This is a genomic window from Pseudoglutamicibacter cumminsii (assembly GCF_003143995.1).
In the GTDB taxonomy this organism is placed as follows: domain Bacteria; phylum Actinomycetota; class Actinomycetes; order Actinomycetales; family Micrococcaceae; genus Pseudoglutamicibacter; species Pseudoglutamicibacter cumminsii_B.
In genome coordinates, this window is the sequence record NZ_QFWG01000001.1 from 226,807 (window position 1) to 247,497 (window position 20,691).

Annotated in this window: 21 protein-coding genes and 1 pseudogene; 3 read left to right on the forward strand and 19 right to left on the reverse strand. The window is 59.1% G+C overall.

The window, feature by feature from the left end:
• Positions 1-2: 2 nt before the first annotated feature.
• From CAY35_RS09780 to CAY35_RS01090, 8 genes and pseudogenes are all read right to left on the reverse strand, one after another.
• Complete coding sequence (locus CAY35_RS09780) at positions 3-446, reverse strand: GntR family transcriptional regulator (protein WP_258265565.1); 444 nt, start codon at positions 444-446, stop codon at positions 3-5.
• 75 nt (positions 447-521) lie between these two features.
• Positions 522-890 (reverse strand): annotated as a pseudogene (locus tag CAY35_RS09975) (GntR family transcriptional regulator); the annotation flags it as partial.
• Positions 891-1,043: 153 nt separating this feature from the next.
• Entirely contained in the window at positions 1,044-1,445 is a 402-nt protein-coding gene (locus CAY35_RS01070; RefSeq protein ID WP_101629308.1) for a cytochrome c oxidase subunit 4, read from the reverse strand.
• A 7-nt stretch (positions 1,446-1,452) separates the two neighbouring features.
• Positions 1,453-3,174 carry an aa3-type cytochrome oxidase subunit I gene (gene ctaD, locus CAY35_RS01075; protein ID WP_109302953.1) on the reverse strand — a complete coding sequence of 574 codons (1,722 nt, stop codon included), beginning with the start codon at positions 3,172-3,174 and terminating at the stop codon, positions 1,453-1,455.
• Positions 3,175-3,180: 6 nt separating this feature from the next.
• Positions 3,181-3,351 carry a hypothetical protein gene (locus CAY35_RS10055; protein WP_309136510.1) on the reverse strand — a complete coding sequence of 57 codons (171 nt, stop codon included), beginning with the start codon at positions 3,349-3,351 and terminating at the stop codon, positions 3,181-3,183.
• The gene (locus CAY35_RS01080) at positions 3,348-4,079 is read right to left on the reverse strand and encodes a cytochrome c oxidase subunit II (protein ID WP_309136511.1); all 732 of its coding nucleotides are present in this window, start codon (positions 4,077-4,079) and stop codon (positions 3,348-3,350) included. The genes CAY35_RS10055 and CAY35_RS01080 overlap by 4 nt, the downstream gene beginning before the upstream one ends.
• Positions 4,080-4,225: 146 nt before the next feature.
• Positions 4,226-4,576 carry an iron-sulfur cluster insertion protein ErpA gene (gene erpA / locus CAY35_RS01085; protein ID WP_101629311.1) on the reverse strand — a complete coding sequence of 117 codons (351 nt, stop codon included), beginning with the start codon at positions 4,574-4,576 and terminating at the stop codon, positions 4,226-4,228.
• Between the two features lie 120 nt (positions 4,577-4,696).
• On the reverse strand, positions 4,697-6,112 hold the full coding sequence (locus tag CAY35_RS01090) for a dipeptidase (protein WP_109302954.1): 1,416 nt from the start codon (positions 6,110-6,112) through the stop codon (positions 4,697-4,699).
• 82 nt (positions 6,113-6,194) lie between these two features.
• On the opposite strand from CAY35_RS01090, the gene CAY35_RS01095 reads away from it, so the two are divergent.
• Positions 6,195-6,794, forward strand: a complete 600-nt coding sequence (locus tag CAY35_RS01095; RefSeq protein WP_109302955.1) for a DUF3043 domain-containing protein — start codon at positions 6,195-6,197, stop codon at positions 6,792-6,794.
• Between the two features lie 125 nt (positions 6,795-6,919).
• On the opposite strand, the gene CAY35_RS01100 is transcribed toward CAY35_RS01095, so the two are convergent.
• From CAY35_RS01100 to hrcA, 11 genes are all read right to left on the reverse strand, one after another.
• A complete protein-coding gene (locus CAY35_RS01100) occupies positions 6,920-7,987 on the reverse strand; it encodes a quinone-dependent dihydroorotate dehydrogenase (RefSeq protein WP_101629314.1) in 1,068 nt (355 codons plus the stop codon).
• A gap of 59 nt (positions 7,988-8,046) precedes the next feature.
• Positions 8,047-8,889, reverse strand: a complete 843-nt coding sequence (locus CAY35_RS01105) for an isoprenyl transferase (protein WP_258265566.1) — start codon at positions 8,887-8,889, stop codon at positions 8,047-8,049.
• Positions 8,890-8,909: 20 nt separating this feature from the next.
• A complete protein-coding gene (gene recO, locus CAY35_RS01110) occupies positions 8,910-9,674 on the reverse strand; it encodes a DNA repair protein RecO (RefSeq protein ID WP_109302957.1) in 765 nt (254 codons plus the stop codon).
• A gap of 88 nt (positions 9,675-9,762) precedes the next feature.
• Positions 9,763-11,523 carry a 2-isopropylmalate synthase gene (gene leuA, locus CAY35_RS01115; RefSeq protein ID WP_109302958.1) on the reverse strand — a complete coding sequence of 587 codons (1,761 nt, stop codon included), beginning with the start codon at positions 11,521-11,523 and terminating at the stop codon, positions 9,763-9,765.
• A gap of 283 nt (positions 11,524-11,806) precedes the next feature.
• The gene (gene era / locus CAY35_RS01120) at positions 11,807-12,736 is read right to left on the reverse strand and encodes a GTPase Era (RefSeq protein ID WP_109302959.1); all 930 of its coding nucleotides are present in this window, start codon (positions 12,734-12,736) and stop codon (positions 11,807-11,809) included.
• Positions 12,737-14,209, reverse strand: a complete 1,473-nt coding sequence (locus tag CAY35_RS01125) for a hemolysin family protein (RefSeq protein ID WP_109302960.1) — start codon at positions 14,207-14,209, stop codon at positions 12,737-12,739.
• 3 nt (positions 14,210-14,212) lie between these two features.
• Positions 14,213-14,689 (reverse strand): rRNA maturation RNase YbeY, encoded by a 477-nt coding sequence (gene ybeY / locus CAY35_RS01130; RefSeq protein WP_101629320.1) that lies wholly within the window; start codon positions 14,687-14,689, stop codon positions 14,213-14,215.
• The gene (locus tag CAY35_RS01135) at positions 14,686-15,828 is read right to left on the reverse strand and encodes a PhoH family protein (RefSeq protein WP_375231727.1); all 1,143 of its coding nucleotides are present in this window, start codon (positions 15,826-15,828) and stop codon (positions 14,686-14,688) included. Before CAY35_RS01135 ends, ybeY begins: the two co-directional genes overlap by 4 nt.
• Before the next feature lie 173 nt (positions 15,829-16,001).
• Positions 16,002-16,850 (reverse strand): 16S rRNA (uracil(1498)-N(3))-methyltransferase, encoded by an 849-nt coding sequence (locus CAY35_RS01140; protein WP_258265567.1) that lies wholly within the window; start codon positions 16,848-16,850, stop codon positions 16,002-16,004.
• Between the two features lie 3 nt (positions 16,851-16,853).
• Positions 16,854-17,969, reverse strand: a complete 1,116-nt coding sequence (gene dnaJ / locus CAY35_RS01145) for a molecular chaperone DnaJ (protein WP_109302963.1) — start codon at positions 17,967-17,969, stop codon at positions 16,854-16,856.
• 56 nt (positions 17,970-18,025) lie between these two features.
• The gene (gene hrcA / locus CAY35_RS01150) at positions 18,026-19,072 is read right to left on the reverse strand and encodes a heat-inducible transcriptional repressor HrcA (RefSeq protein ID WP_109303067.1); all 1,047 of its coding nucleotides are present in this window, start codon (positions 19,070-19,072) and stop codon (positions 18,026-18,028) included.
• A 212-nt stretch (positions 19,073-19,284) separates the two neighbouring features.
• Between hrcA and CAY35_RS01155 the strand changes: the two genes are divergently transcribed.
• Positions 19,285-20,136, forward strand: coding sequence for a DUF3097 family protein (locus tag CAY35_RS01155; RefSeq protein ID WP_109302964.1), 852 nt, complete (start codon positions 19,285-19,287; stop codon positions 20,134-20,136).
• A gap of 150 nt (positions 20,137-20,286) precedes the next feature.
• Positions 20,287-20,688, forward strand: coding sequence for a DUF4870 domain-containing protein (locus CAY35_RS01160; protein WP_101629324.1), 402 nt, complete (start codon positions 20,287-20,289; stop codon positions 20,686-20,688).
• The last annotated feature ends 3 nt before the right edge of the window (positions 20,689-20,691 follow it).

Consider the following 20,691-nt stretch of genomic DNA (forward strand, 5'->3'; position numbering starts at 1 on the left):
CTCTACTGGCGCCTGAGATCAAGCCTGATCGGGAATGCCTCAGGCCTGTAGAACGTACCGCTGAAGATCACCACGTTGTCGCCTGAGAACTGGTGACGCACGATCTGCAGGAGTGCCGCCTTAGAGTTCAGGTTGAGCATCCGCTCCTGCAACAGCGTTGCTGTTACAGCCTCAATCTGCTCCAATGAGCGATCCAACGAAACATTGCATCGTTCAGCTAAGTGCTTTTCGATCTGAGCGCTCGGGCGGCCCTCCAAGAGGCCTGGCACGCGGCGCAATGCCACATACATCTCTTCGACTGCAGCAGGCGCCTCATCCGCGCTATGGAGGCGCTGCAGATACAGGATCTCCTCCCCCGGCTCAATACGTAGCTCACGAGCGAGAAGATTCGTTGCCTTGACGACTTCGTGACGAATCAGACGCACGCTTGGAGTGCGATGCCGCAAACGCATCTCCTCTGCGAACGTGCGCAACCCGTATGTAGGCGGTGTTGCTTGAGGCCGGGCTGAACGGGTCCCCCTACCAGGCTGTACCCGCACGTAACCTTCCCGCTCCAACGTCTCTACCGCAGTTCGTAGCGTGGTGCGGGAGACCTGGAGTGCCTCAGCCAGTGGCCGCTCCCCCGGCAGCCGCACACCGGGAGGTATTTGCAGTAGTACGCCGCGTAGAGCTTCTGTGAGGCCGTCTGAGCGCTTATACGCTTCTCGACTGCGCTGACCACGCTGTGCCGGGCCTTGAGCGCCCATAGGATGTTGTCTCCAGGTCTCAACGAGTGCTTGGAGGATGATGTCTGTGCTTGCAACTAGTGGAGCGGAGTTGGCTGGGACTGAGGTGTCTACGCTCGATGATGTTCTAGTAATGCTCTCGGTGATAACTGACGAGTTCTTCATGGAAGGTCCTGCCGCAGAAGGAATGACACGTGAAGATAAGAAACGACGAGGGCTTACGTCTCAACTATATCCACTAAAGCTCGTTTACCTGGTTAAACAGCTGCGGGCTCCCACACCGTAGTGTGGAAACCCGCAGTCTGAATCAGCTAATGATTAGTGGCGGTAGGAGCCACGGTTGAGCTCGAATGCCCAGCCGATGACGCCGACTGCTACAGCACCAAGGCCGATGTAGAAAACCCACCAGCCGATAGCCAGGCCCGCGAAGCCGATAGCTACGCCGGTACCCAACATGAGTGGCCACCAGGACCATGGGGTGAACTGGCCGTAGATGCCTGCACGATCAGCGATCTCGCCGTCATTGTTATCTTCTGGCAGAGCATCAGACAACTTGGCGTGCTTGTTGAAGTAGTAACCGATCATGCCGGTCATCAGACCGAGCAGAACCAGTGCTGGGAAGCCAACCCACTCTTCGAAGTTAGTCAGGAAACCGTAAACGATTCCGACCGGGATGAAGAAGAAGATGCCAGCAAGGAAAAAGTAACCGCTAGTTTTCATAACCTAATCACTTATCTCCCTGGTCAGCAGGACCGAAGATGGTTGCCACTGCGCCCTTCGGAGTTACACGACCCGAGGCGAGCTCTGGGTGGTGCAGGTCGAGGGCCGGGCGCTCGGAGCGAATGCGTGGCAGCGAGTAGAAGTTGTGACGTGGGAGCGGGCAAGGAGTTGCCCACTCGAGCGAGGCGCCGAAGCCCCATGGGTCATCAACCTGTACGCGGCGACCGTTGCGGTGGGTGATGAATACGTTCAGGAAGAACGGAATCATCGAGACTGCAAGGATCATTGCACCGACGGTGGAGACCTGGTTCATGGCGGTGAAGCCATCCGACTGCAGGAAGTCAGCGTAACGACGTGGCATACCCATGACGCCGAGCCAGTGCTGAACCAGGAAGGTCAGGTGGAAGCCGATGAACACGAGCCAGAAGTGAATCTTGCCCAGGCGCTCGTTGAGCATCTTGCCGGTCCACTTTGGCCACCAGAAGTAGAAGCCTGCGAACATCGCGAACACAACGGTACCGAAGATCACGTAGTGGAAGTGAGCCACAACGAAGTAGGTATCGGACACGTGGAAGTCCAGCGGAGCCGAGGACAACGTAATACCGGTGAGACCACCGAAGAGGAAGGTCGTAAGGAAGCCGAGGCTCCAGATCATCGGAGTCTCAAACGTGATGGAACCGCGCCACAGCGTACCGAGCCAGTTGAAGAACTTCACACCGGTCGGGACAGCAATCAGCATGGTCATGAAACCGAAGAACGGAAGCATAACCGAGCCAGTGACGTACATGTGGTGTGCCCAGACTGCCACCGAAAGAGCTGCAATCGCGATAGTCGCGAACACGAGACCCTTGTAACCGAAGATTGGCTTACGGGAGAAGACTGGGAAGATCTCGGAAACCACACCGAAGAACGGCAGAGCGAGAATGTAAACCTCTGGGTGACCGAAGAACCAGAACAGGTGCTGCCAGAGAATCGGGCCACCGTTGGCGGCGTCGAAGATCTGGGCACCCAAGCGGCGGTCAGCGCCAAGGGCGAACAGTGCTGCTGCGAATGGTGGGAACGCCATGAGGATCAGCATCGAGGTGATCAGCGTGTTCCACGAGAAGATTGACATGCGCCACATGGTCATACCAGGTGCACGCAAGGTGATGATCGTGGTGATGAAGTTGACCGCACCGAAGATGGTACCGAAGCCCTGAAGCGCAAGACCGAAGACCCAGAGGTCGCCGCCCAAACCAGGGCTGAAGGTCGTGGACGCAAGTGGGGCGTAACCGAACCAACCGAAGGATGCTGCACCCTGTGGGGTGATGTAACCCGACATCGCAATGAGCGAGCCGAACAGGAAGAACCAGAAAGCCAGAGCGTTCAGACGTGGGAAAGCCACATCCGGTGCACCGATCTGTACTGGCATGAGGACGTTCGCGAAGCCAGCGAAGAGCGGCGTACCGAACATCAGCAGCATCAAGGTGCCGTGCATCGTGAACAGCTGGTTGTACTGCTCCTTGGTGTGCAGAATCTGCATACCTGGCTCGAAGAGCTCAGCACGGATCAGCAACGCCATGACACCGGCGATGCAGAAGAAAATAAACGCAGAGATCAGGTAAAGGTAACCGATCTTCTTGTGGTCAGTCGTCGTAATCCAGTCGACGATGATGCGTCCCTTGGACTTAGGCACCACCGACTGAGCTACGGTGCGAGACTCGTTGGTCGAGTATTCAAATGTTGCCACGAGTCATCACTTCCCTTCTCGGCTCGGCTCTTCTTCGCCGGTCAGACGGTGGTAGGAAGGGTCGTTAGTCGGAGTAACCTCAAGGCGGTTGTACTCCTCCTTCAGGCTGCCCTTCTCCATCTTCGCGAGCTGCTTCTTGAATTCTTCCTCAGAAACAACCTTCACCTGGAAGATCATCTCGGAGTGGTATTCACCACAGAGCTCAGCACACTTACCTGGTAGGTGCCTTCCTTCTGCGGGGTGAGCCACATGTGGTTCTGCTTACCTGGGATCATGTCCATCTTCTGAAGGAACGCAGGAATCCAGAACGAGTGGATCACATCACGCGAGTTCAACTGGAAGTGAACCGGAACGTTAACTGGGAGGTAGAGCGTTGGGAGCTTGGACTCGTCAACGACCTTGCCTGGCTCGTGCACCTGGGTCGTGACCTGGTAGCGCTGTTCGCCCTCGTAGTCGTAGTTGAAGTCCCAAGCCCACTGCTTGCCGTAAACGTTAACGGTCAGCGGAGAGTCAACTGGAGTGTCGACCTTCTGCTGGGTGCGGTGGGTGAAAATAAAGAAGGTCATGACAATGGCGATCGGGACCGCCGTGTAGAAGACCTCGAGTGGCAGCGAGTAGCTCAGCTGCTTTGGATAGCCGGTATCGCCCTTGCGGCGGCGGTAGGCAACGATGCACCACAGAGCCAAGCCCCAGGTAATCACACCGATTACCAGCGAGGCGATCCAGGAGTGATTCCACAGCTCAGCGAGTGCGCGAGTGTGGTTGGTCGTGTCCAGATCTTCCAGGGGCAGGAAGCCATTCTTGGACACGGGGGTGCATCCCGCGAGGGCTAGTGCCCCAACGGCAAGGATCCCGCCGAAGACCTTAGTCTTGACGCGACCGCTGGTCCGAACTTGCGAACTCACAGACGGCCCTTCCTCTTGAGTGTATGCGGATGACGTGATGTGTAAGCGGCGGCCAGTCCTAGAACTGGCACACCTACTCTTATAAGAGAGTACCGCTCTTTGGCTTTCGGCGCACAGTTGGCACGCCGAAAGCACTTAATAGTTGGTCAGTGGAACGAGTCGCCGCATGCGCATGAGCCTGCAGCGTTCGGGTTGTCGATCGTGAAACCGACTTTCTCGATGGAATCTTCGAAGTCGACGGTCGATCCCGCAAGATATGGGGCCGACATCTGGTCCACGATGAGTTCAACGCCGTCGAAATCGCGGATGGCGTCGCCGTCCAGGACTCGCTCGTCGAAGTACAGCTGGTAAATCAGTCCAGAGCAGCCGCCCGGTTGAACAGCTACACGCAGACGAAGGTCATCGCGACCTTCCTGCTGAAGCAGTTCACGGACCTTACCGGCAGCGCCGTCGGTCAAAGTGACTTCGTGGCTTGCAGTTTCTGCAGCAGTTGTCATGAGAAAACCTCCATACCCAACACGCAGTGTCTCAGCGTGCCGTGTTTTGTGCGGTGTTCGATGGCGGTTTTTCTACCGCCATCGAACACTCTGTGTTGTCTCTAGTGTAGACCCCGGGTCTTAGCGGTTTGAGGCGCTTGAAGCGAGGTGCGCGAGCAGCAATGCTTCGGAAAGCGTGGCCTTGTAGAAGTCTTCAATGTGAAGTGATTCGTTGGCCGAGTGTGCTCGCGTGTCTGGGTCCTCGATACCTGTGACGAGAATCTCAGCGTCTGGGAAGACTTCCTGCAGATCACCGATGAATGGGATCGATCCACCCAAGCCCATTTCTACCGGCTTGACGTTCCATGCCTGCTCGAGCGCCCACATCTTCGCCTGAGCTGCCGTGGACGATGTGTCGGTTGCAAACGATGGACCAACCTCGGTGGTCTTGTACGTGATCTGTGCGCCAAAGATGTTCTGCTTAGCGAAGTGATCTTCCATCGCCTTCGCAGCTAGTGCTGGATCCTGTCCCGGGGCCAGACGCACCGATACCTTGCCGCGCACCATCGGGATGATTGTGTTCGAAGACAACGAAACGTTGGTGATGTCCATACCGATGAGCGAAATGGCTGGCTTACGCCACAAGCGGTCTGCGATCGAACCGGTACCAGCGAGCTGCAAGCCATCGACGACGTTGGCGTCGGCACGGAAATCAGCTTCCTCGTAATCGATCTCAGCGCTGGAAGCGGTCGCGAGTCCCTCTACCGCCACGTCGCCGTTCTCATCGTGGAGGGTCGAGACCAAGCGGGCCGCGATCGTCGGGGCATCCAAAACAGGCCCGCCGAATACACCCGAGTGAACCGCATGCTCGAGTACGCGTACCTCGAACTCACCTGCAGTCAAGCCGCGCAGCGACGTGGTCAGTGCGGGCTGACCTACCTTCCAGTTGCTGGAATCGGCCACGATAATGACGTCGGCCTTGAGCGCATCGCGGTTTTCCTTCAGGAAGTTGGCGAAAGACGGCGAACCGGCTTCCTCCTCCCCCTCAATGAAGTACGTGAGGCCCAAGCCCGTTGCTGCTGCGACCTGATCGACAGCGCGCAGTGCGCCGAGGTGGACCATGATGCCGGCCTTGTCGTCGGCGGTTCCGCGCCCATACAGGCGCCCATCGACCTCGGTTGCCTTCCAAGGATCCGTGTTCCACAGCTCGAGGTCACCGGTTGGCTGCACATCGTGGTGCGCGTACATCAGAACAGTAGGCATGCCCTCAGCGGCCTCACGACGCGCGATGACCGCAGGACGGCCCTCTACCCCATCGGGACGGGCGGCCGAAAGGATGCGGACATCATCCAGGCCAGCGGAACGGAAAAGCTCCGCAACAGCCTCGGCCGAGTCGATAACAGGCTGTGGATCGAGGTCATCCCATGCGATCGATGGGATCTCAACGAGTGCGCTGAGCTCATTGATGAGATGCTCGCGTTGGCCGTCAACTGCGGCGCGGAGCTGATCGATGATCTCAGAAGGCACAGCGGAATGAGTTGGGTTTGTAGGTGTCATAGAACCAACACTAATACGAGCAACGTGTGCAAGAACACGTCGCTGTTCGGTAAACAGTGCAAAGACCGATAAGATAAGGGCCGTGTTTGGTCGTAAAAAGAATGAACAGGCGGGGAACACCCCGGAACCTGTAGTGGAAGAAGACAAGGGCAGGGCACCTGGCGCCAAGAAGGGTCCTACCCCATCGCGCCGTGAACAGGAAGCAAAGAACCGCCGCCCTTTGGTGGGCGGTTCCCCGGCAGTCTCGAAGCAACGCGAACGTGAGCGCCGCGCCGCAGAAGCCGCACGCATCCGTGAAGGCATGCGCACCGGCGATGAGCGTTACCTGCTTGCCCGCGACAAGGGTCCGCAGCGTCGCTACGCCCGCGAGTTCATCGACGCCCGCACATCCATCGGTGAGACGTTGCTCATCGTTGTAGTGCTGTTCCTCGTGACCTCGCTCCTGATGTCTTCGATCCTTCCACCTGAAGCACAGGCCAACATGGTCTTCATCATGTGGATCTACCTGTTCATCGTGATCGTGGACGGGATCTGGGCTAGCCGCCAGCTCAAGAAGCGCTTGCTCGCGAAGTTCGGCGAAGTCCAAAAGGGGACGATGTGGTACGCGTTCATGCGTGCGCTGCAGTTCCGTCCGATGCGCCAGCCTAAGCCGCAGAATAAGCGCGGCCACTACCCAGAGTAGACCTGACGAATCGAGTAGAACTCACCAACTCAGGAGAGCTCACGAGGTAGAAACGGTTCGGGACCCACCTGCATGGTGGGTCCCGAACCGTTTAAGGAGCCTGCTATCGACGCGTGTGCCGAGTTTTACTTCCGGCCATAGGCTTTCTTGAGGGCACGGTTGATGCGGTGCACCCAGAACGGCCCCTCATACAGGAAAGCCGTGTAGCCCTGAACCAGATCCGCGCCGGCCTCGATGCGCTCAACGACGTCGTCACCAGACGTCACGCCACCAACGGAGATGATTGCGATATCTTTCGGAAGGGACTCTCGCAGGATCTCTAGGACCTCGATCGAGCGCTCGCGTAGTGGGCGGCCGGACAAGCCACCCGCGCCGAGAGCCGCAACCTCATTCGTTGGCGTCGAAAGTGGCTCACGCTTAATCGTCGTGTTGGTAGCGATGACCGCATCCAGGCCCAGGTCCTGAGCCAAACGGGCTACATCGCGAACGTCTTCGTCCGCGAGGTCCGGGGCAATCTTGACAGCCAGAGGCACGTGGCGATCAGTGACCACCGCATCGGCCTCTTCACGCACCGCAGTGAGCAGCGGACGCAACGATTCGATGTCCTGGAGCATCCGTAAGCCCGGCGTATTCGGCGAGGAAACGTTGACAACCATGTAATCGGCGTACGGAGCCAGCGTGCGAGCCGAAAGACGGTAATCATCAACCGCGTTCTCGAGCTCAACAACCTTGGTCTTGCCGATGTTCACGCCGATGATCGGGCGGATGCCCGCGCGGCGGCTCAAAACCTCACGCGTGCGCGCCAAACGCGGTGCGATCGCGGCCGCGCCTTCGTTATTGAAGCCCATGCGGTTGATGAGCGCCTTGTCCTCCACCAGACGGAACAGACGAGGCTGAGGGTTGCCGTCTTGTGCCTGGCCCGTCACCGTTCCGACTTCGATGTGGCCGAAACCAAGGTTCGTGAGCGCGGTGGTGCCGTCTCCGTGCTTATCGAAGCCAGCGGCCAGACCAAACGCCGAAGGGAACGTCAGCCCCATGACGCGCACAGGCGTCGATGGGCGGGTCCAGCGCCGCAGGACCGCGCCGAGGCCGCACTTCTCAGCCAACTTGATCATCGAAAAACCGATGTGGTGCGCCTTCTCAGCATCCATGCCCGAGAACGCAAGCTTAAAAAACGTAGGGTAAAAACGCATCAAGCAACTTCCTGATCAACACAACTGCCCGGATCACAACAACGCTCACAATGCATGAGCTAAACCTCTGCTCCGCCTGAGTTGGCCGGCGGCGCTTCATGCGGAGAATCCAACGAAACCGGCTTATTCACCGCACCACCAAAACGGCGGTCCCGCGAAACATACTGCTCTAAGGAATGCCAGAACACTTCGCGGTTCATGTCCGGCCACAACGTGTCTAGGAAAACCAATTCGGCGTACGCGGACTGCCACAGCAAGAAGTTCGAGATCCGCTGCTCCCCCGAGGTACGCAAGAACAAATCAACGTCGGGCAGGTCCGGCTGATACATCCGCGCGCCTAGCGCTTTCTCCGTGATCCCTCGCGCAGAGACCGCACCGGAAGCGTAATCGGATGCCAAAGCCTGGACCGCGTGCATGATCTCGGAACGGCCGCCGTAATTGACACACATCACTAGATCCATCACGGTGTTGTTCCGCGTCATCTCTTCGGCAGTCTGCAATTCAGAAATGACGGACTTCCACAACCGCCCGGGTTCACCAGACCAGCGGACACGAACACCCCACTCGTTCAACGTGTCACGTTGCCGGCGCAAAACATCGCGCGACAAACCCATCAGGAAGCGGACCTCTTCAGGGCTGCGCTTCCAGTTCTCAGTAGAAAACGCGTACACCGAAACATGCTTGATGCCGGCCTCAATAGCGCCAGCAACAACATCCAGAAGCGCCTGCTCCCCCGCCCTGTGCCCCTCTGTGCGTGGCAGGCCCCGCTGATTCGCCCATCGGCCGTTGCCATCCATCACGATGCCAACATGACGAGGCAATAAAGACTTCTTATATCCCGGAGCGAAGCGGACAGGCCCCTCGCCCGGGGCGGGAACCGAAGCGGAAGAAACATCAGCCACTATGAGCGCAAACCTCCGACCTAAACTTCCTGCGCGCGATCCAGCACACTCAACGACTTAACCGAACGTTCGAGGTGCCACTGCACATATTGTGTCACGATCTCACCGGCCTGCCGCATCGTTGCCTGATCGGCGCGCTGAACCCTCTCCCACTCCCCCGTGTTCAAGGCATCCAGCAGGTCCATGACCTCAGGCGAGGGACTGCGGGAGCCAGCGGGACGGCAATCGGGGCACACAGCTCCACCGAGCGGAACGTTGACACTGCGATGAGGGCCAGGCATACCGCATCGAACGCATTCAGCGAACGACGCCGCCCAGCCTGCCACGGCCAGCGAACGCAGAATATAGGAATCCAGCACAGCGAACGGATGCAACTGGCTGTTCGCAAGCGCATTCAGCGCCCCGTAGAGCAGCGTGAACTGCGTGTGGGTCGAATCCGCATCATCACGCGTGAGCTTTTCGGCGACCTCAACCATGACGGCGGCGCAACTGTAGCGAACATAGTCCGCGCTCAACGCGGCGCCGTATGCCTCCACGATCTGCGCCTGCGTCACGGTGTCCAGGTTCCGGCCCTTAGCGAACTGAGCGTCGATGACCATGCCCGGTTCCAGCACCGCACCGAACCGCGAGGACGTCCGACGGACACCCTTCGCGACAGCCCGCACCTGACCGTGCGCCTGCGTCAGCAACACCACGATGCGGTCAGCCTCCGCGAGCTTGTAATGGCGCAACACAACAGCGCGATCCCTGAAGGAACGCGCCGAGAAAGTTGAACCACGGGCCATACCTACACCCTATATACAGGAGCTGACACACGTGTGGGTGGGGTGCGCGGTTGAATGCGCACCCCACCCACACGGACTGAATGTTTGATTACGATGCGGAAGCGGCTGCCGCCTGGCGGTCGCGGATCGCGCGGTTGACAGCGGAGATCACCGCGTTCAAGCCAGCGAGTGTCGTGTTGGTGTGGATGCCCACACCCCACAGGATGCGGCCATCAACTGCGGCCTCGATGTACGCGGCTGCGCGAGCGGCGCCACCGGCCTCGAGCGCGTGCTCGGAGTAGTCCATGACCCGCACATCGACGCCTTCAGCGTTGAGCAGGTTCACGAGGGCATCGATAGGGCCGTTACCGGTAGAGGTGCGGACACGCTCAATACCATCGATCTTCATGGTTGCGGTGAGCTTGACCGAATCGTTCGGCTCGTGTGCGCTCTCAACGTTGAGCAGGCGGAAGTAGCCCCACTGCTCATCGTCTTGCTTGGATGGAAGGTACTCGTCGGTGAAGACGTTCCACAGCTGCTCGGACGTGACCTCGGTTCCGGAGGTCTCCGTGTGCTTCTGGACGACCTGCGAGAACTCGACCTGGTGGCGACGCGGCAGATTCAAACCGTAGTCAGCCTTCAGCAGGTAGGCGACGCCGCCCTTACCGGACTGCGAGTTCACGCGGATCACGGCCTCGTAGGTGCGGCCCACATCGCGTGGGTCGATCGGCAGGTACGGGACAGCCCAGACCATTTCGTCGACGGTCTTGCCGGCTGCCGCGGCATCGGCCGCCATCGCTTCGAAGCCCTTCTTGATCGCGTCCTGGTGCGAACCGGAGAACGCGGTGAAGACCAAGTCGCCGCCCCACGGCACGCGCTCTGGGATCGGCATCTGGTTCGCGTACTCGACCGTGCGGCGGATCTTGTCCATGTCGGAGAAGTCGATCTCAGGATCAACACCCTGGCTGAACATGTTCATGCCCAGCGCGACGAGGTCGACGTTACCGGTGCGCTCACCGTTACCGAACAAGCAGCCTTCGATGCGGTCAGCGCCAGCCATGTAGCCCAGTTCCGCAGCGGCGACGCCGGTTCCGCGGTCGTTGTGCGGGTGGAGCGAGAGGATGATGGATTCGCGGTTCTTGAGATTGCGGTGCATCCACTCGATCGAGTCTGCGTACACGTTCGGGGTCGCCATTTCGACCGTCGCAGGCAGGTTGATGATGATCGGGTTGTCAGGTGTTGCGCCGAACTCTTCGACGACCTCGTCAACGATGCGGCGCGCGAACTCGAGCTCGGTGCCCGTGTATGACTCCGGCGAGTACTCGTAGATGATCTCGGTGTCACCCGACATCTGCTCTTCGTACTTCTTGCACAAGCGAGCGCCCGTCAACGCGATATCGACGATGCCGTCCTCATCCTGGCGGAACACGACGCGGCGCTGAAGGATCGAGGTCGAGTTGTAGAGGTGCACGATCGCGCGGTGAACGCCGTCGAGGGCTTCAAAGGTACGCTCGATGAGGTGCTCACGCGACTGCGTCAGAACCTGGATCGTGACGTCTTCAGGGATCAGGTCGTTATCGATCAGGTGGCGGACGAAATCAAAATCCGTTTGGGACGCGGCAGGGAAACCAACCTCGATCTCTTTGAAACCCATCTCAACCAACAGCTGAAACAGCTTGAGTTTGCGGTCGGTGTCCATCGGGTCGACGAGCGCCTGGTTACCGTCGCGCAGGTCGACTGCGCACCAACGCGGTGCCTTAGTGATCTTCTGGTCAGGCCACGTACGGTCCGGCAGGTCAACAGTGATCTGCTCGTGGAAAGGGACGTACTTGTGGATTGGCATGCCGGATGGCTGCTGAAAATTCTTCACGGTTTAGCTCCTGTAGACAACGAAGGTGCAACGGCCGGGCGCGAAAGTTTCCGCAACAAAAGACTCCGCGACGAGATTCGGCCGAAACGTTGATCTGCAACGTGCTTACCGAGCGGTAACGCTCAGGTTCAGGACTCTGGCATCTCGTCGCGGCAAGCAAGAAGAAGCATGCGCACCGTGATCATGTGTACAAACCTAACACTCGCCTCAAGTGCGGTCGCATATTCATGACGAAACAGCGTTAGAAAGCGAAACGGGGCCTTTGAAAACTGAGGCCATCCGCTTAGAAACCAAAACGATCAAGGTGCCGGGCGTCGCGTTGCCAGTCCTTGGCGACCTTGACCCGGATGTCGAGGTAGACCTTGGTTCCGAGCATCGCTTCGATCGAGCGGCGGGCGCGTTGCCCAACGTCGCGCAACCGCGAGCCACGCTTTCCGATCACGATGGCTTTCTGCGAGTCGCGCTCAACGTACAGCGTCGCGTAGATGTCGGTCAGCGGGTTGTCTTCGGGGCGGTCTTCGCGCGGTTCCATCTCTTCGATGGTCACAGTCAGGGAGTGCGGAAGTTCCTCGCGGACACCCTCAAGAGCCGCTTCGCGAATGAACTCCGAAACGAGCTTGAGCTCAGGCTGGTCCGTGACATCGCCGTCCGGATACAGTGGCGGAGAAACCGGCATGTGTTCAGCCATCACGTTTTCAAGCGCGTCAAGCTGGTCGCCCTTAACCGCGGAGACAGGCACGATGTCCTTGAAACCGCCGGGCAACAGCTCGTCCCCCATCGCCTGGACCTCGAGCAAGTGGTTCGCGACCCTCGCCTTGTCAACCGTGTCAGTCTTAGTCACGATCGCGATGACCGGCGTGCGCTTAACCTTGGCGAGCTGTTCAACGATGAACCGATCCCCCGGTCCTACAGCCTGATTTGCGGGCGTGCAGAAACCGATGACATCGACTTCCCGCAAAGTGTCTTCAACTAGGTCGTTGAGCCGGTGCCCCAACAACGTCCGCGGGCGGTGAATACCCGGAGTATCAACCAGGATGAGTTGAAAATTCTCGCGATGAACTACACCGCGGATCGTGTGCCGGGTTGTCTGTGGCTTATTCGACGTGATCGCGATCTTCTGCCCCACCAACGCGTTAGTCAGCGTCGACTTTCCTGCATTAGGGCGGCCAACAAGGGAAATAAAACCTGCGCGGAAATCGGAACTTGAAGTCATCTAGTGGCGCTCGCTTTCACGGTTCGTCGAAGTCCGCGGAGCTTTCCTAACGGACCCATCTTCACTGTCCAGTGTGCCACGCGATGCCTTGTGGCCTTCCCTCGCCTCATGCTCATCTGTTCGCTCGGCACGCAGGCGTTCATAGCGTTGCATCGTGGACTCGTCGTCATCCCCGCCAAAGTCATCAACGAACTCATCGGCAGAGCCCTCCGAATCAAAGCCACTCGAAACTCGCGGCTCAACCTCGGTAACCCTGATCTTGCCGGGACGGTTGCGGCGGCCTTCAAGGGTCATGACTTCTAGACGCAAACCATCGATTTCAGCAACGGAACCCACAATCGGAACCTTGCCGATGAGCTTGCCGATCAAGCCAGCCACTGTGTCGACATCCTCATCGCGCAACTCGCGGTCAAACAGCTCACCGAGGTGCTCAATCTGGAAGCCCGCATCGACTTCGTAGCTGCCGTCCTCGAGCTGCGTGTAATCCGGTGTATCCGTGTCGTATTCGTCGTCGATGTCGCCGACAAGTTCCTCAAGCAAGTCCTCGAGGGTGATCAGGCCGGCCGTGCCGCCGTACTCATCCACGACAATCGCGAAGTGGGTGGATTCGCGCTGAAACTCTTGCAACAGTTCGTTCACGTGCTTCGAGTCCGGTACGAATCGCGCACGCCGAGCAACCTCAAGAACGTTCGTCGCGTTGAGTTCATCCGAATACAGGTTGCCGATCACATCTTTGAGGTGAACGACGCCGCGAACGTCGTCGTTGTCTTCACCGATCACCGGTACACGTGAACAGCCCGAACGCATGAACAGCCGGATCGCGTCTTCAGCCGAAGAATCGGCAGAGATCGTGACCATGTCAGTGCGAGGGACCATGAGGCTGCGAACCAGCGTGTCATCGAGCTCGAAAACCGAGTGGATAAGTTCCGCTTCGGCATCGTCGATCTGATGAGTTTCCGACGCCCGCTCCAGCATGTCGCGGAAGTGCTCCTCCGTGAAGAAGGTAGCGCCGGGGCGGGCGCCCTTCGGGGTCGCCATCGAAACAAGCCACGAGGACACCGGACCGAGCAACCACGTCACGAAACGCACAATCCACGCCGTAAAGAGAACGGTTTTCTCTGCGTGCCGCTGACCGTACTGACGCGAGGCAAAACCAACGACGAGGATCGAAAGAACCGCTGTCACGAGCGCTGCAAGACCTGCAGCGGCCAAAGGGTGCGGGAAAACGTAGAAGAATGCACAAGCCAGCGCGATGCCCGCCAAAGATTCAGTCCAGACGCGCCAGAACCTGATGGCGTAGGTGTGCTGAGTCGGCTTTGCGAGGATTTTCCGCAAAAGATTGCGGCGCGGATGGTCAGTGAGCTCTTCAGCCGCCGGGCGAGATAGCGCCAAAAAGGCGGCCTCCGCTGTGCTCAATAGCCACGCCAGAGCAAAGAAAAGGCTCGCGGCGCAGAACAATAAAACGCTGGTCATAAGTTAGTGGGTTTCAGTTTCTTTCGGTGCTGGTCGGTTCAAGAACTTTTCAAGCAGCTCACGTTGCAAGCCGAACATTTCCGCCTTAGCTTCAGGCTCATCGTGATCGAAACCGAGCAGATGTAGGAACCCGTGGGTCAGCAGAAGGCAGATCTCATCTTGAGTTGAATGGCCATGAGCCTTTGCCTGCTTTGCCGCAACGGTTGGGCTGATCACGATGTCGCCCATGACTCCCGGCGGTGTCGGACGTTGCGGTGTTCCCGGGCGAAGCTCGTCCATAGGAAAGCTCATGACGTCAGTTGTATCCGGGAGGTCCAGCCAGTCGATGTGGAGCTGTTCCATCGCCTCATCATCGATGAGGGTCACGCCGAGCTCAGCATCCGGGTGGATGTAGAGCTCATCCATCAGGAACGCGGCGAGCGAGCCAAGTTGTTCGAGATCGCATTCGTGTTCGGTCTCGTTGTGGATCTCAACGCTCATGCCGTTTCAGGCTCCTCTGTTGTCGTCTGGCGGTGCTGTGCTTGCTTGTGTTGTGCGTGATGATTGTGATCGTTGCGAGGCTCGCGCGCCCTCTTAGCCTTGCCGGTGCTCAAGCGCTGATGGTCTTCATCCCACTTCTGGTAGGCGTCCACGATCTTGCCGACCAAGCGGTGACGTACGACGTCCTCAGCTGAGAGCTCGCAGATTGCGATGTCATCGATGCCGTCGAGGATGTCCAGAACCACACCGAGACCCGAGGTTTTCCCGCCAGGGAGGTCGATCTGCGTGATGTCGCCCGTCACGACCATGTGTGAACGGAAACCCAGACGCGTCAGGAACATCTTCATCTGTTCGGCGGTCGTGTTCTGAGCTTCATCGAGGATCACGAACGCATTGTTCAGCGTACGGCCACGCATATAAGCCAGCGGGGCAACCTCGATGGTTCCCGCGGCAATCAAACGCGGAATCGACTCGTGCTCGACCATGTCATGCAGAGCGTCATACAGAGGCCGCAGGTACGGATCGATTTTGTCTGAGAGCGTTCCCGGCAAGAAACCAAGGTTCTCACCGGCTTCGACCGCGGGGCGAGTCAAGATGATCCGGTCAACCTCACCGGACTGCAACGCTGCAACCGCGCGTGCCATAGCCAGATACGTCTTACCTGTACCGGCCGGCCCCACCCCGAACGTGATCGTGTGGGCGTCCATAGCCTCAACATAAGCCGCTTGGTTATTCGTCTTCGGGCGGATGCTCTTGCCGCGATGACGCAAAATCTCACCCGTCACCGCAGGATCAGGATTAGCGGCAGCTTGCTGACGCTCAGCCATAATCCAGCGCTCAATAAGCGTTGCCGTGACCGCGTTGCCTCCGGCCGCTGCTGCACGAGCCTGCTCGACGACGCGGCGCACAGCCTTAACATCATCGACCGGCCCAGCAACGTCGAGGGAATCACCGCGAGGAATCAACGTGACCTCGGGCCACACCCCGCCAACAATCCGTAAGAGCGTGTCTGCGGGACCGAGGCTCGCAACCATAGCCTGGTCAGATTCGAAATCGATGCGTGCGCGCGCAATACCGGCGTCCCCAGCGGAACCAGTCGCGGACGGTTTTGCTGAGCTGTTCTTAGATGTGAAGGGCACGTGCGTGCTCATCCTCGCTTCGGTAGATATGAAGTTCACGCCAGACCCGGCCGAGCCGGAATCTATCTTCAGTTTAGGACGCCTCGCATGTGTTCTCTATAGAAACCAAAGCGAGGCTTGCAAACGGTGCAGAACTTCGCTGACAGCTTTAATCTTGCGCTGTATTCTCCGATTTATTTTTCGGCAAGGACATGACGGGTTAGGACCGTTCCGACAGCACCCGCTGTAGATGCGCGCAGAATATGCGGCCCCAACGACACCAAAACCGCACCTGCCTGTGTTAGCGAGCCAACCTCGTCGGGAGAAATGCCGCCTTCCGGGCCGACCGCAAGCATCACATCGACATCCCACTCTGGCGCAACATCGGCAGCCTTCTCTTGGGTCTTCTCTGGGGCCTCGCTGTTAGCTTCAGCTTCCGATGGGGTTGCTGGCTCGGTCTGAACGCGGGCCGCGTGCGCGGCAAGAACTGTGGCGAGATGGTCGCTTGCGTCCTCATGGCACACGGCAACAAGGACTCCCCGCTTGCTGGCTTCAGAAACCGCATTCACGAGTTGCTTGGTGGTCACCATTGAACCCACAACGGGCTGTTCAGCCCGACGCGACTGTTTAGTCGCGCGAACGGCTGTATCGACCCACTTTTGATGCGCCTTCGCAGCGCGGTCCCCACGCCAGCGGACAATCGAGCGGTCCGCTTGCCAAGGAATGAACGCGTCGGCCCCGATCTCGACGCACGTCTCGACAGCCTGCAGATCGCGGTCATTCTTCGACAACGCCTGAATCAGCCCAACACGTACCCCGGAGGATGTGTGCAGGATCTGCTCAACCTTGACTGAGACAGCCTCTGTATCCACGCGTTCCAGCGTCACGACCGCCGCGCGCCCCGCTCCATCGACAACCTGGATCGACTCGCCAGGCTCGAAACGCATCACGCGCACGTGATGAGCCTCAGACCCACACAGCTCGTAAACGCCGCCCGGCTCCCAGTGCGTGGCCGCCGGGTCCATGAACGATTTCAGCGACACCGTCTAGCCTCGGAACTTATCGCGCAAACGGCTCATGAAACCCCGCTGGGCGAGCTTGCCCTGGGTGAACTGCTCGTCACGGGCTTCAGCGAGCTTCTCCAACAGCTCGCGCTGATTCTCGTCGAGGTTCTTAGGCGTCTCAACGTTGACCGTGACCTTCAGATCACCGCGGCGACCGCCACGCAACGACGGAACACCCAAACCAGTCAGCGTTAGGGTCTCGCCGGACTGGGTTCCGGGCTGAATATCGAGCTCTTGGTCGCCATCGAACGTCTCGAGCTTGACCTCGGTACCCAGAGCAGCCTGCGTCATCGGAACCGACAATGTCGCGTGCAAATCGTTACCGATGCGCTCAAAGGTCGCGTGGTTCCGAACGCTGATCTCAAGGTAAAGGTCGCCGTTCGGGCCGCCACCTGGGCCAGCCTCACCCTCGCCTTGCAACTGGATCCGGGTACCCGTGTCCACGCCGGCAGGGATCTTGATGGTCTTCTCGGCCTTCTCACGCACACGACCCTCACCGCTACACTCAGGGCACGGCTTGACCAGGCGCGAACCGTAGCCCGCACACGCAGGGCACTCAGCGAGAGTCATGACGTCACCGAGCATCGACCGTACCGGGCGCTGAATATGTCCCGAACCGTGGCAGGTCTCGCACGTCACTGGCTGTGTATCGCCCTCGGTGCACGAGCCGTGGCACAAGGAACACACGACCGCAGTAGAGACCGTGATATTGACTTCCTTGCCCTGGACAGCATCAACAAGGTCAATCGGGACCCGGACGAGCCCGTCGCGGCCCGGCTGAGTACGCGACTTCGGCTGCGGGCGGCCACTCCCGCCGCCACCAAAGAACGCATCGAAGATATCGGAGAAGCCACCGAATCCGCCGCCACCGAAACCACCAGCAGCGCCGTTCTCATCGCCCGTACGGTCATAATTGCGGCGCTTATCCGGATCAGACAGAACCTCATAGGCGTGGGTCACCGCCTTGAACTTCTCGTGAGTATCCTCACCAGGGTTCAAGTCCGGGTGCAGCTGACGCGCAAGCTTGCGGTACGCGCGCTTGATTTCCTCATCCGAAGCGTCCTGGGAGACCCCAAGGGTTTCGTAGTGGTTAGCCATGACGTTAGTAAGTCGCTTTCCTTCGCTGTTCTCGTCGGGTGTGAATTGGCGTGCTTTTAGCTAGAAAGAATCCGGTTCAGGTAACGCGCGATTGCACGCACCGCGCCCATCGAGCCTGAATAATCCATGCGCGTAGGCCCTAAGACACCGAGCATCGCCGAACGGTTCTCTCCGTAGCTGCTGGCCACCACCGAGGTGTCCGTGAGCTCGGCATGCGTATTTTCGCTACCGATGCGCACCACAACCTGGTCTTCATCTACTTCCATTTCTGAAAGCAAACGCAACAAGACAACCTGTTCTTCAAGGGTCTCCAACAAACCAGTGAGGTCCTTACGGAAGTCCTGCTGTGAGCGGGCAAGGTTCGCAGTGCCCGAAAGTACTACCCTATCGACCTGGTGCGCCGTAAGGGCCGAAGCGACCGCGCGAGCCACAGCGTGAGCGAAGTCCAGAAGCTGATGCGGAAGGTTGAACCCAGTCGGGTCGCCAGGTGGCTGTGCGGCCACAGACGTCAAAACGTCAGTCACCGCATGCAACGGTTGCCCCACGATGTGCTCAGCGATCTGATCGCGTACCAACGCAACATCAACATCGGACACCTCATGTGGAGCCTGCACCATGCGCTGAGTGACATCGCCGTTGCTCGCGATCACCACAACCAAGGCTTGCCCTGGGCCCATCGTGAGGATCTCAACGTGACGGATCCGCGTGTTCGAAACATTAGGGATCTGGATGACAGCAACCTGCTGAGTCAACGCTGAAAGCGCGCGAGCCGTGCGCGCGAGGACGTCATCGAGCTCTTCCGCGCCGTCCAAGAGCTTGTGGATCGCGCGACGCTCGGCAGCTGATAGCGGCTTAATGTCTTCGATGCGGTCCACAAAGTAGCGGTAACCGCGCTCGGTCGGGATGCGGCCAGCGGACGTGTGCGGAGCCTCAATGAGCCCCTGCTCTCCCAAAACGGCCATGTCGTTACGGATCGTGGCCGCAGACACGCCAAGGTTGTGGCGTTCAACGAGCGCGGCGGAACCGACAGGCTCACGCGAGTTCACGTAATCGTCCACGACGGCACGCAACACATGCACGCGACGCGCAGTTGCGCGGCTCATCGGCTTGTCGCTGTCTGGGCTGACCACGTGAACTCCCCCTACCTCGCTAGAACGTTGGCGGTGCCCTCAAGTTTGGCACTCTAAGGGCTCGAGTGCCAATTGTATCGGGTGAGGGTCAAGCAACGCTTGGGCTCTGCCTCGGCGCGCCCATCAGCTGAGGCGGCCCGTGCCGGTTACCCTCAGTGTCAGCGCCTAACTAAAGGAGTCACGTGATGGATTGGAGCCAGTGGGGTCCCGGATCTATTTCACAGCCTGCCCGCAAAGCCCCACGTAAAGTCGCGGCGCAGGTAGGGCTTGTTCTGGAAGACGTCGAAACCGGATTCGTCGGCGAAGTCATAAGAACGGAACGCTCAGGTGGGGTGCGGGTGCTCGAACTAGAAGACGGACGCGGCGTCCGGCGCTCGTTTCCCGCGGGCTTCGGGTTCTGGATCGACGGTGAACCGGTTGAAATCGTTGAGCCGGCCTCGGTCGCAGAACCCCCGCAAGTGACTAAGATTTCCGCTTCCGGATCCGTGTATGTCGAAGGAGTCCGCGCGAAAACAGCGCGTGCCGCACGGATCTGGGTTGAAGGCATCCACGATGCCGCGCTGATCGAAAAAGTGTGGGGCCACGACCTTCGCGTTGAAGGCATCGTCGTGGAGCCGATGCACGGAGCCGACGACCTCGCCGGCCTCATTGAAGAGTTCCAGCCCACCTCGCAACGCAAGCTTGCGATCCTTCTGGACCACCTCGTCGAAGGTTCTAAGGAAAGTCGCTTGGCTGCCGACGCGATGCGCGTGCCAGGTGCCCGCGAGCACGTACTGATCGTGGGGCATCCGTTCGTTGACGTGTGGGAAGCGGTCAAGCCTCAGAAAGTCGGCTTGGGCGCGTGGCCGCAGATTCCTCGAGGGCAGGACTGGAAGCGCGGGATCCTGCGCCACCTCGGTTGGCCCTCGGATACGGACGCCGACGTCGGGGCTGGTTTCTCGCGCATCCTTGAGTCGGTCTCGACCTACGCAGACCTTCGTCCCGAGCTACTGGGCAAAGTTGAGCACATGATCGACTTCGTGTCAGCTGAGGCATGAGGGCTTCTTGCGATGAAGCGAAACAATCAGCGAAAGCATGTGAGGAAAAACACTTAAGACGCGTTTCTGTGGCGAGTGGCCTACAACGTGATAGCCCTCAAAGCCATTAGACTGAAATGAACGCCAACACCCAAAGGAGAGGACAGTCGCGTGACGAACCCGACGCCTGGGAAGCCACAGCAGCCTCGTGACAGAGAGCTGTCATCTGAAGCCCTCCCGTTGGCTCCAAGTGAAGACCGCCGCTGGGCAACCGTCGCGCATTTCAGCGCCATCGCAGGTTTCATCCCGGCCATGATCATCCACTACCTCTTCAAGGATCGTGGACCATTCACGGCACAGGAATCGCGCGAGGTTGTCAACTTCACGCTACCGCTGTCGATCCTCATGTTCGTGCTTATGCTTTTGGCGATCTTCATCCCGGGAATCGGCTCGATCTTCGCTGTACTGCTCGTTGCGGTCTGGCTGTTCATGACCTTCTCCGGTATCGTCGCCGGCGTTGAAGTCAACAAGGGCCGGCCATACCTGTACCGCTTCAACATGCGCTTGTTCTAGCGG

Excerpts from the sequence above, each read along its gene's own strand:
- recO (WP_109302957.1), bottom strand. The coding sequence starts at position 9,674 with ATGGCCCGTGGTTCAACTTTCTCGGCGCGTTCCTTCAGGGATCGCGCT.
- CAY35_RS01100 (WP_101629314.1), bottom strand. The coding sequence starts at position 7,987 with ATGCGTTTTTACCCTACGTTTTTTAAGCTTGCGTTCTCGGGCATGGAT.
- CAY35_RS01090 (WP_109302954.1), bottom strand. The coding sequence starts at position 6,112 with ATGACACCTACAAACCCAACTCATTCCGCTGTGCCTTCTGAGATCATC.
- dnaJ (WP_109302963.1), bottom strand. The coding sequence starts at position 17,969 with ATGGCTAACCACTACGAAACCCTTGGGGTCTCCCAGGACGCTTCGGAT.
- CAY35_RS01125 (WP_109302960.1), bottom strand. The coding sequence starts at position 14,209 with ATGACCAGCGTTTTATTGTTCTGCGCCGCGAGCCTTTTCTTTGCTCTG.
- CAY35_RS10055 (WP_309136510.1), bottom strand. The coding sequence starts at position 3,351 with ATGATCTTCCAGGTGAAGGTTGTTTCTGAGGAAGAATTCAAGAAGCAG.
- CAY35_RS01155 (WP_109302964.1), top strand. The coding sequence starts at position 19,285 with ATGGATTGGAGCCAGTGGGGTCCCGGATCTATTTCACAGCCTGCCCGC.
- hrcA (WP_109303067.1), bottom strand. The coding sequence starts at position 19,072 with ATGAGCCGCGCAACTGCGCGTCGCGTGCATGTGTTGCGTGCCGTCGTG.
- ybeY (WP_101629320.1), bottom strand. The coding sequence starts at position 14,689 with ATGAGCGTTGAGATCCACAACGAGACCGAACACGAATGCGATCTCGAA.
- erpA (WP_101629311.1), bottom strand. The coding sequence starts at position 4,576 with ATGACAACTGCTGCAGAAACTGCAAGCCACGAAGTCACTTTGACCGAC.
- CAY35_RS01070 (WP_101629308.1), bottom strand. The coding sequence starts at position 1,445 with ATGAAAACTAGCGGTTACTTTTTCCTTGCTGGCATCTTCTTCTTCATC.
- era (WP_109302959.1), bottom strand. The coding sequence starts at position 12,736 with ATGACTTCAAGTTCCGATTTCCGCGCAGGTTTTATTTCCCTTGTTGGC.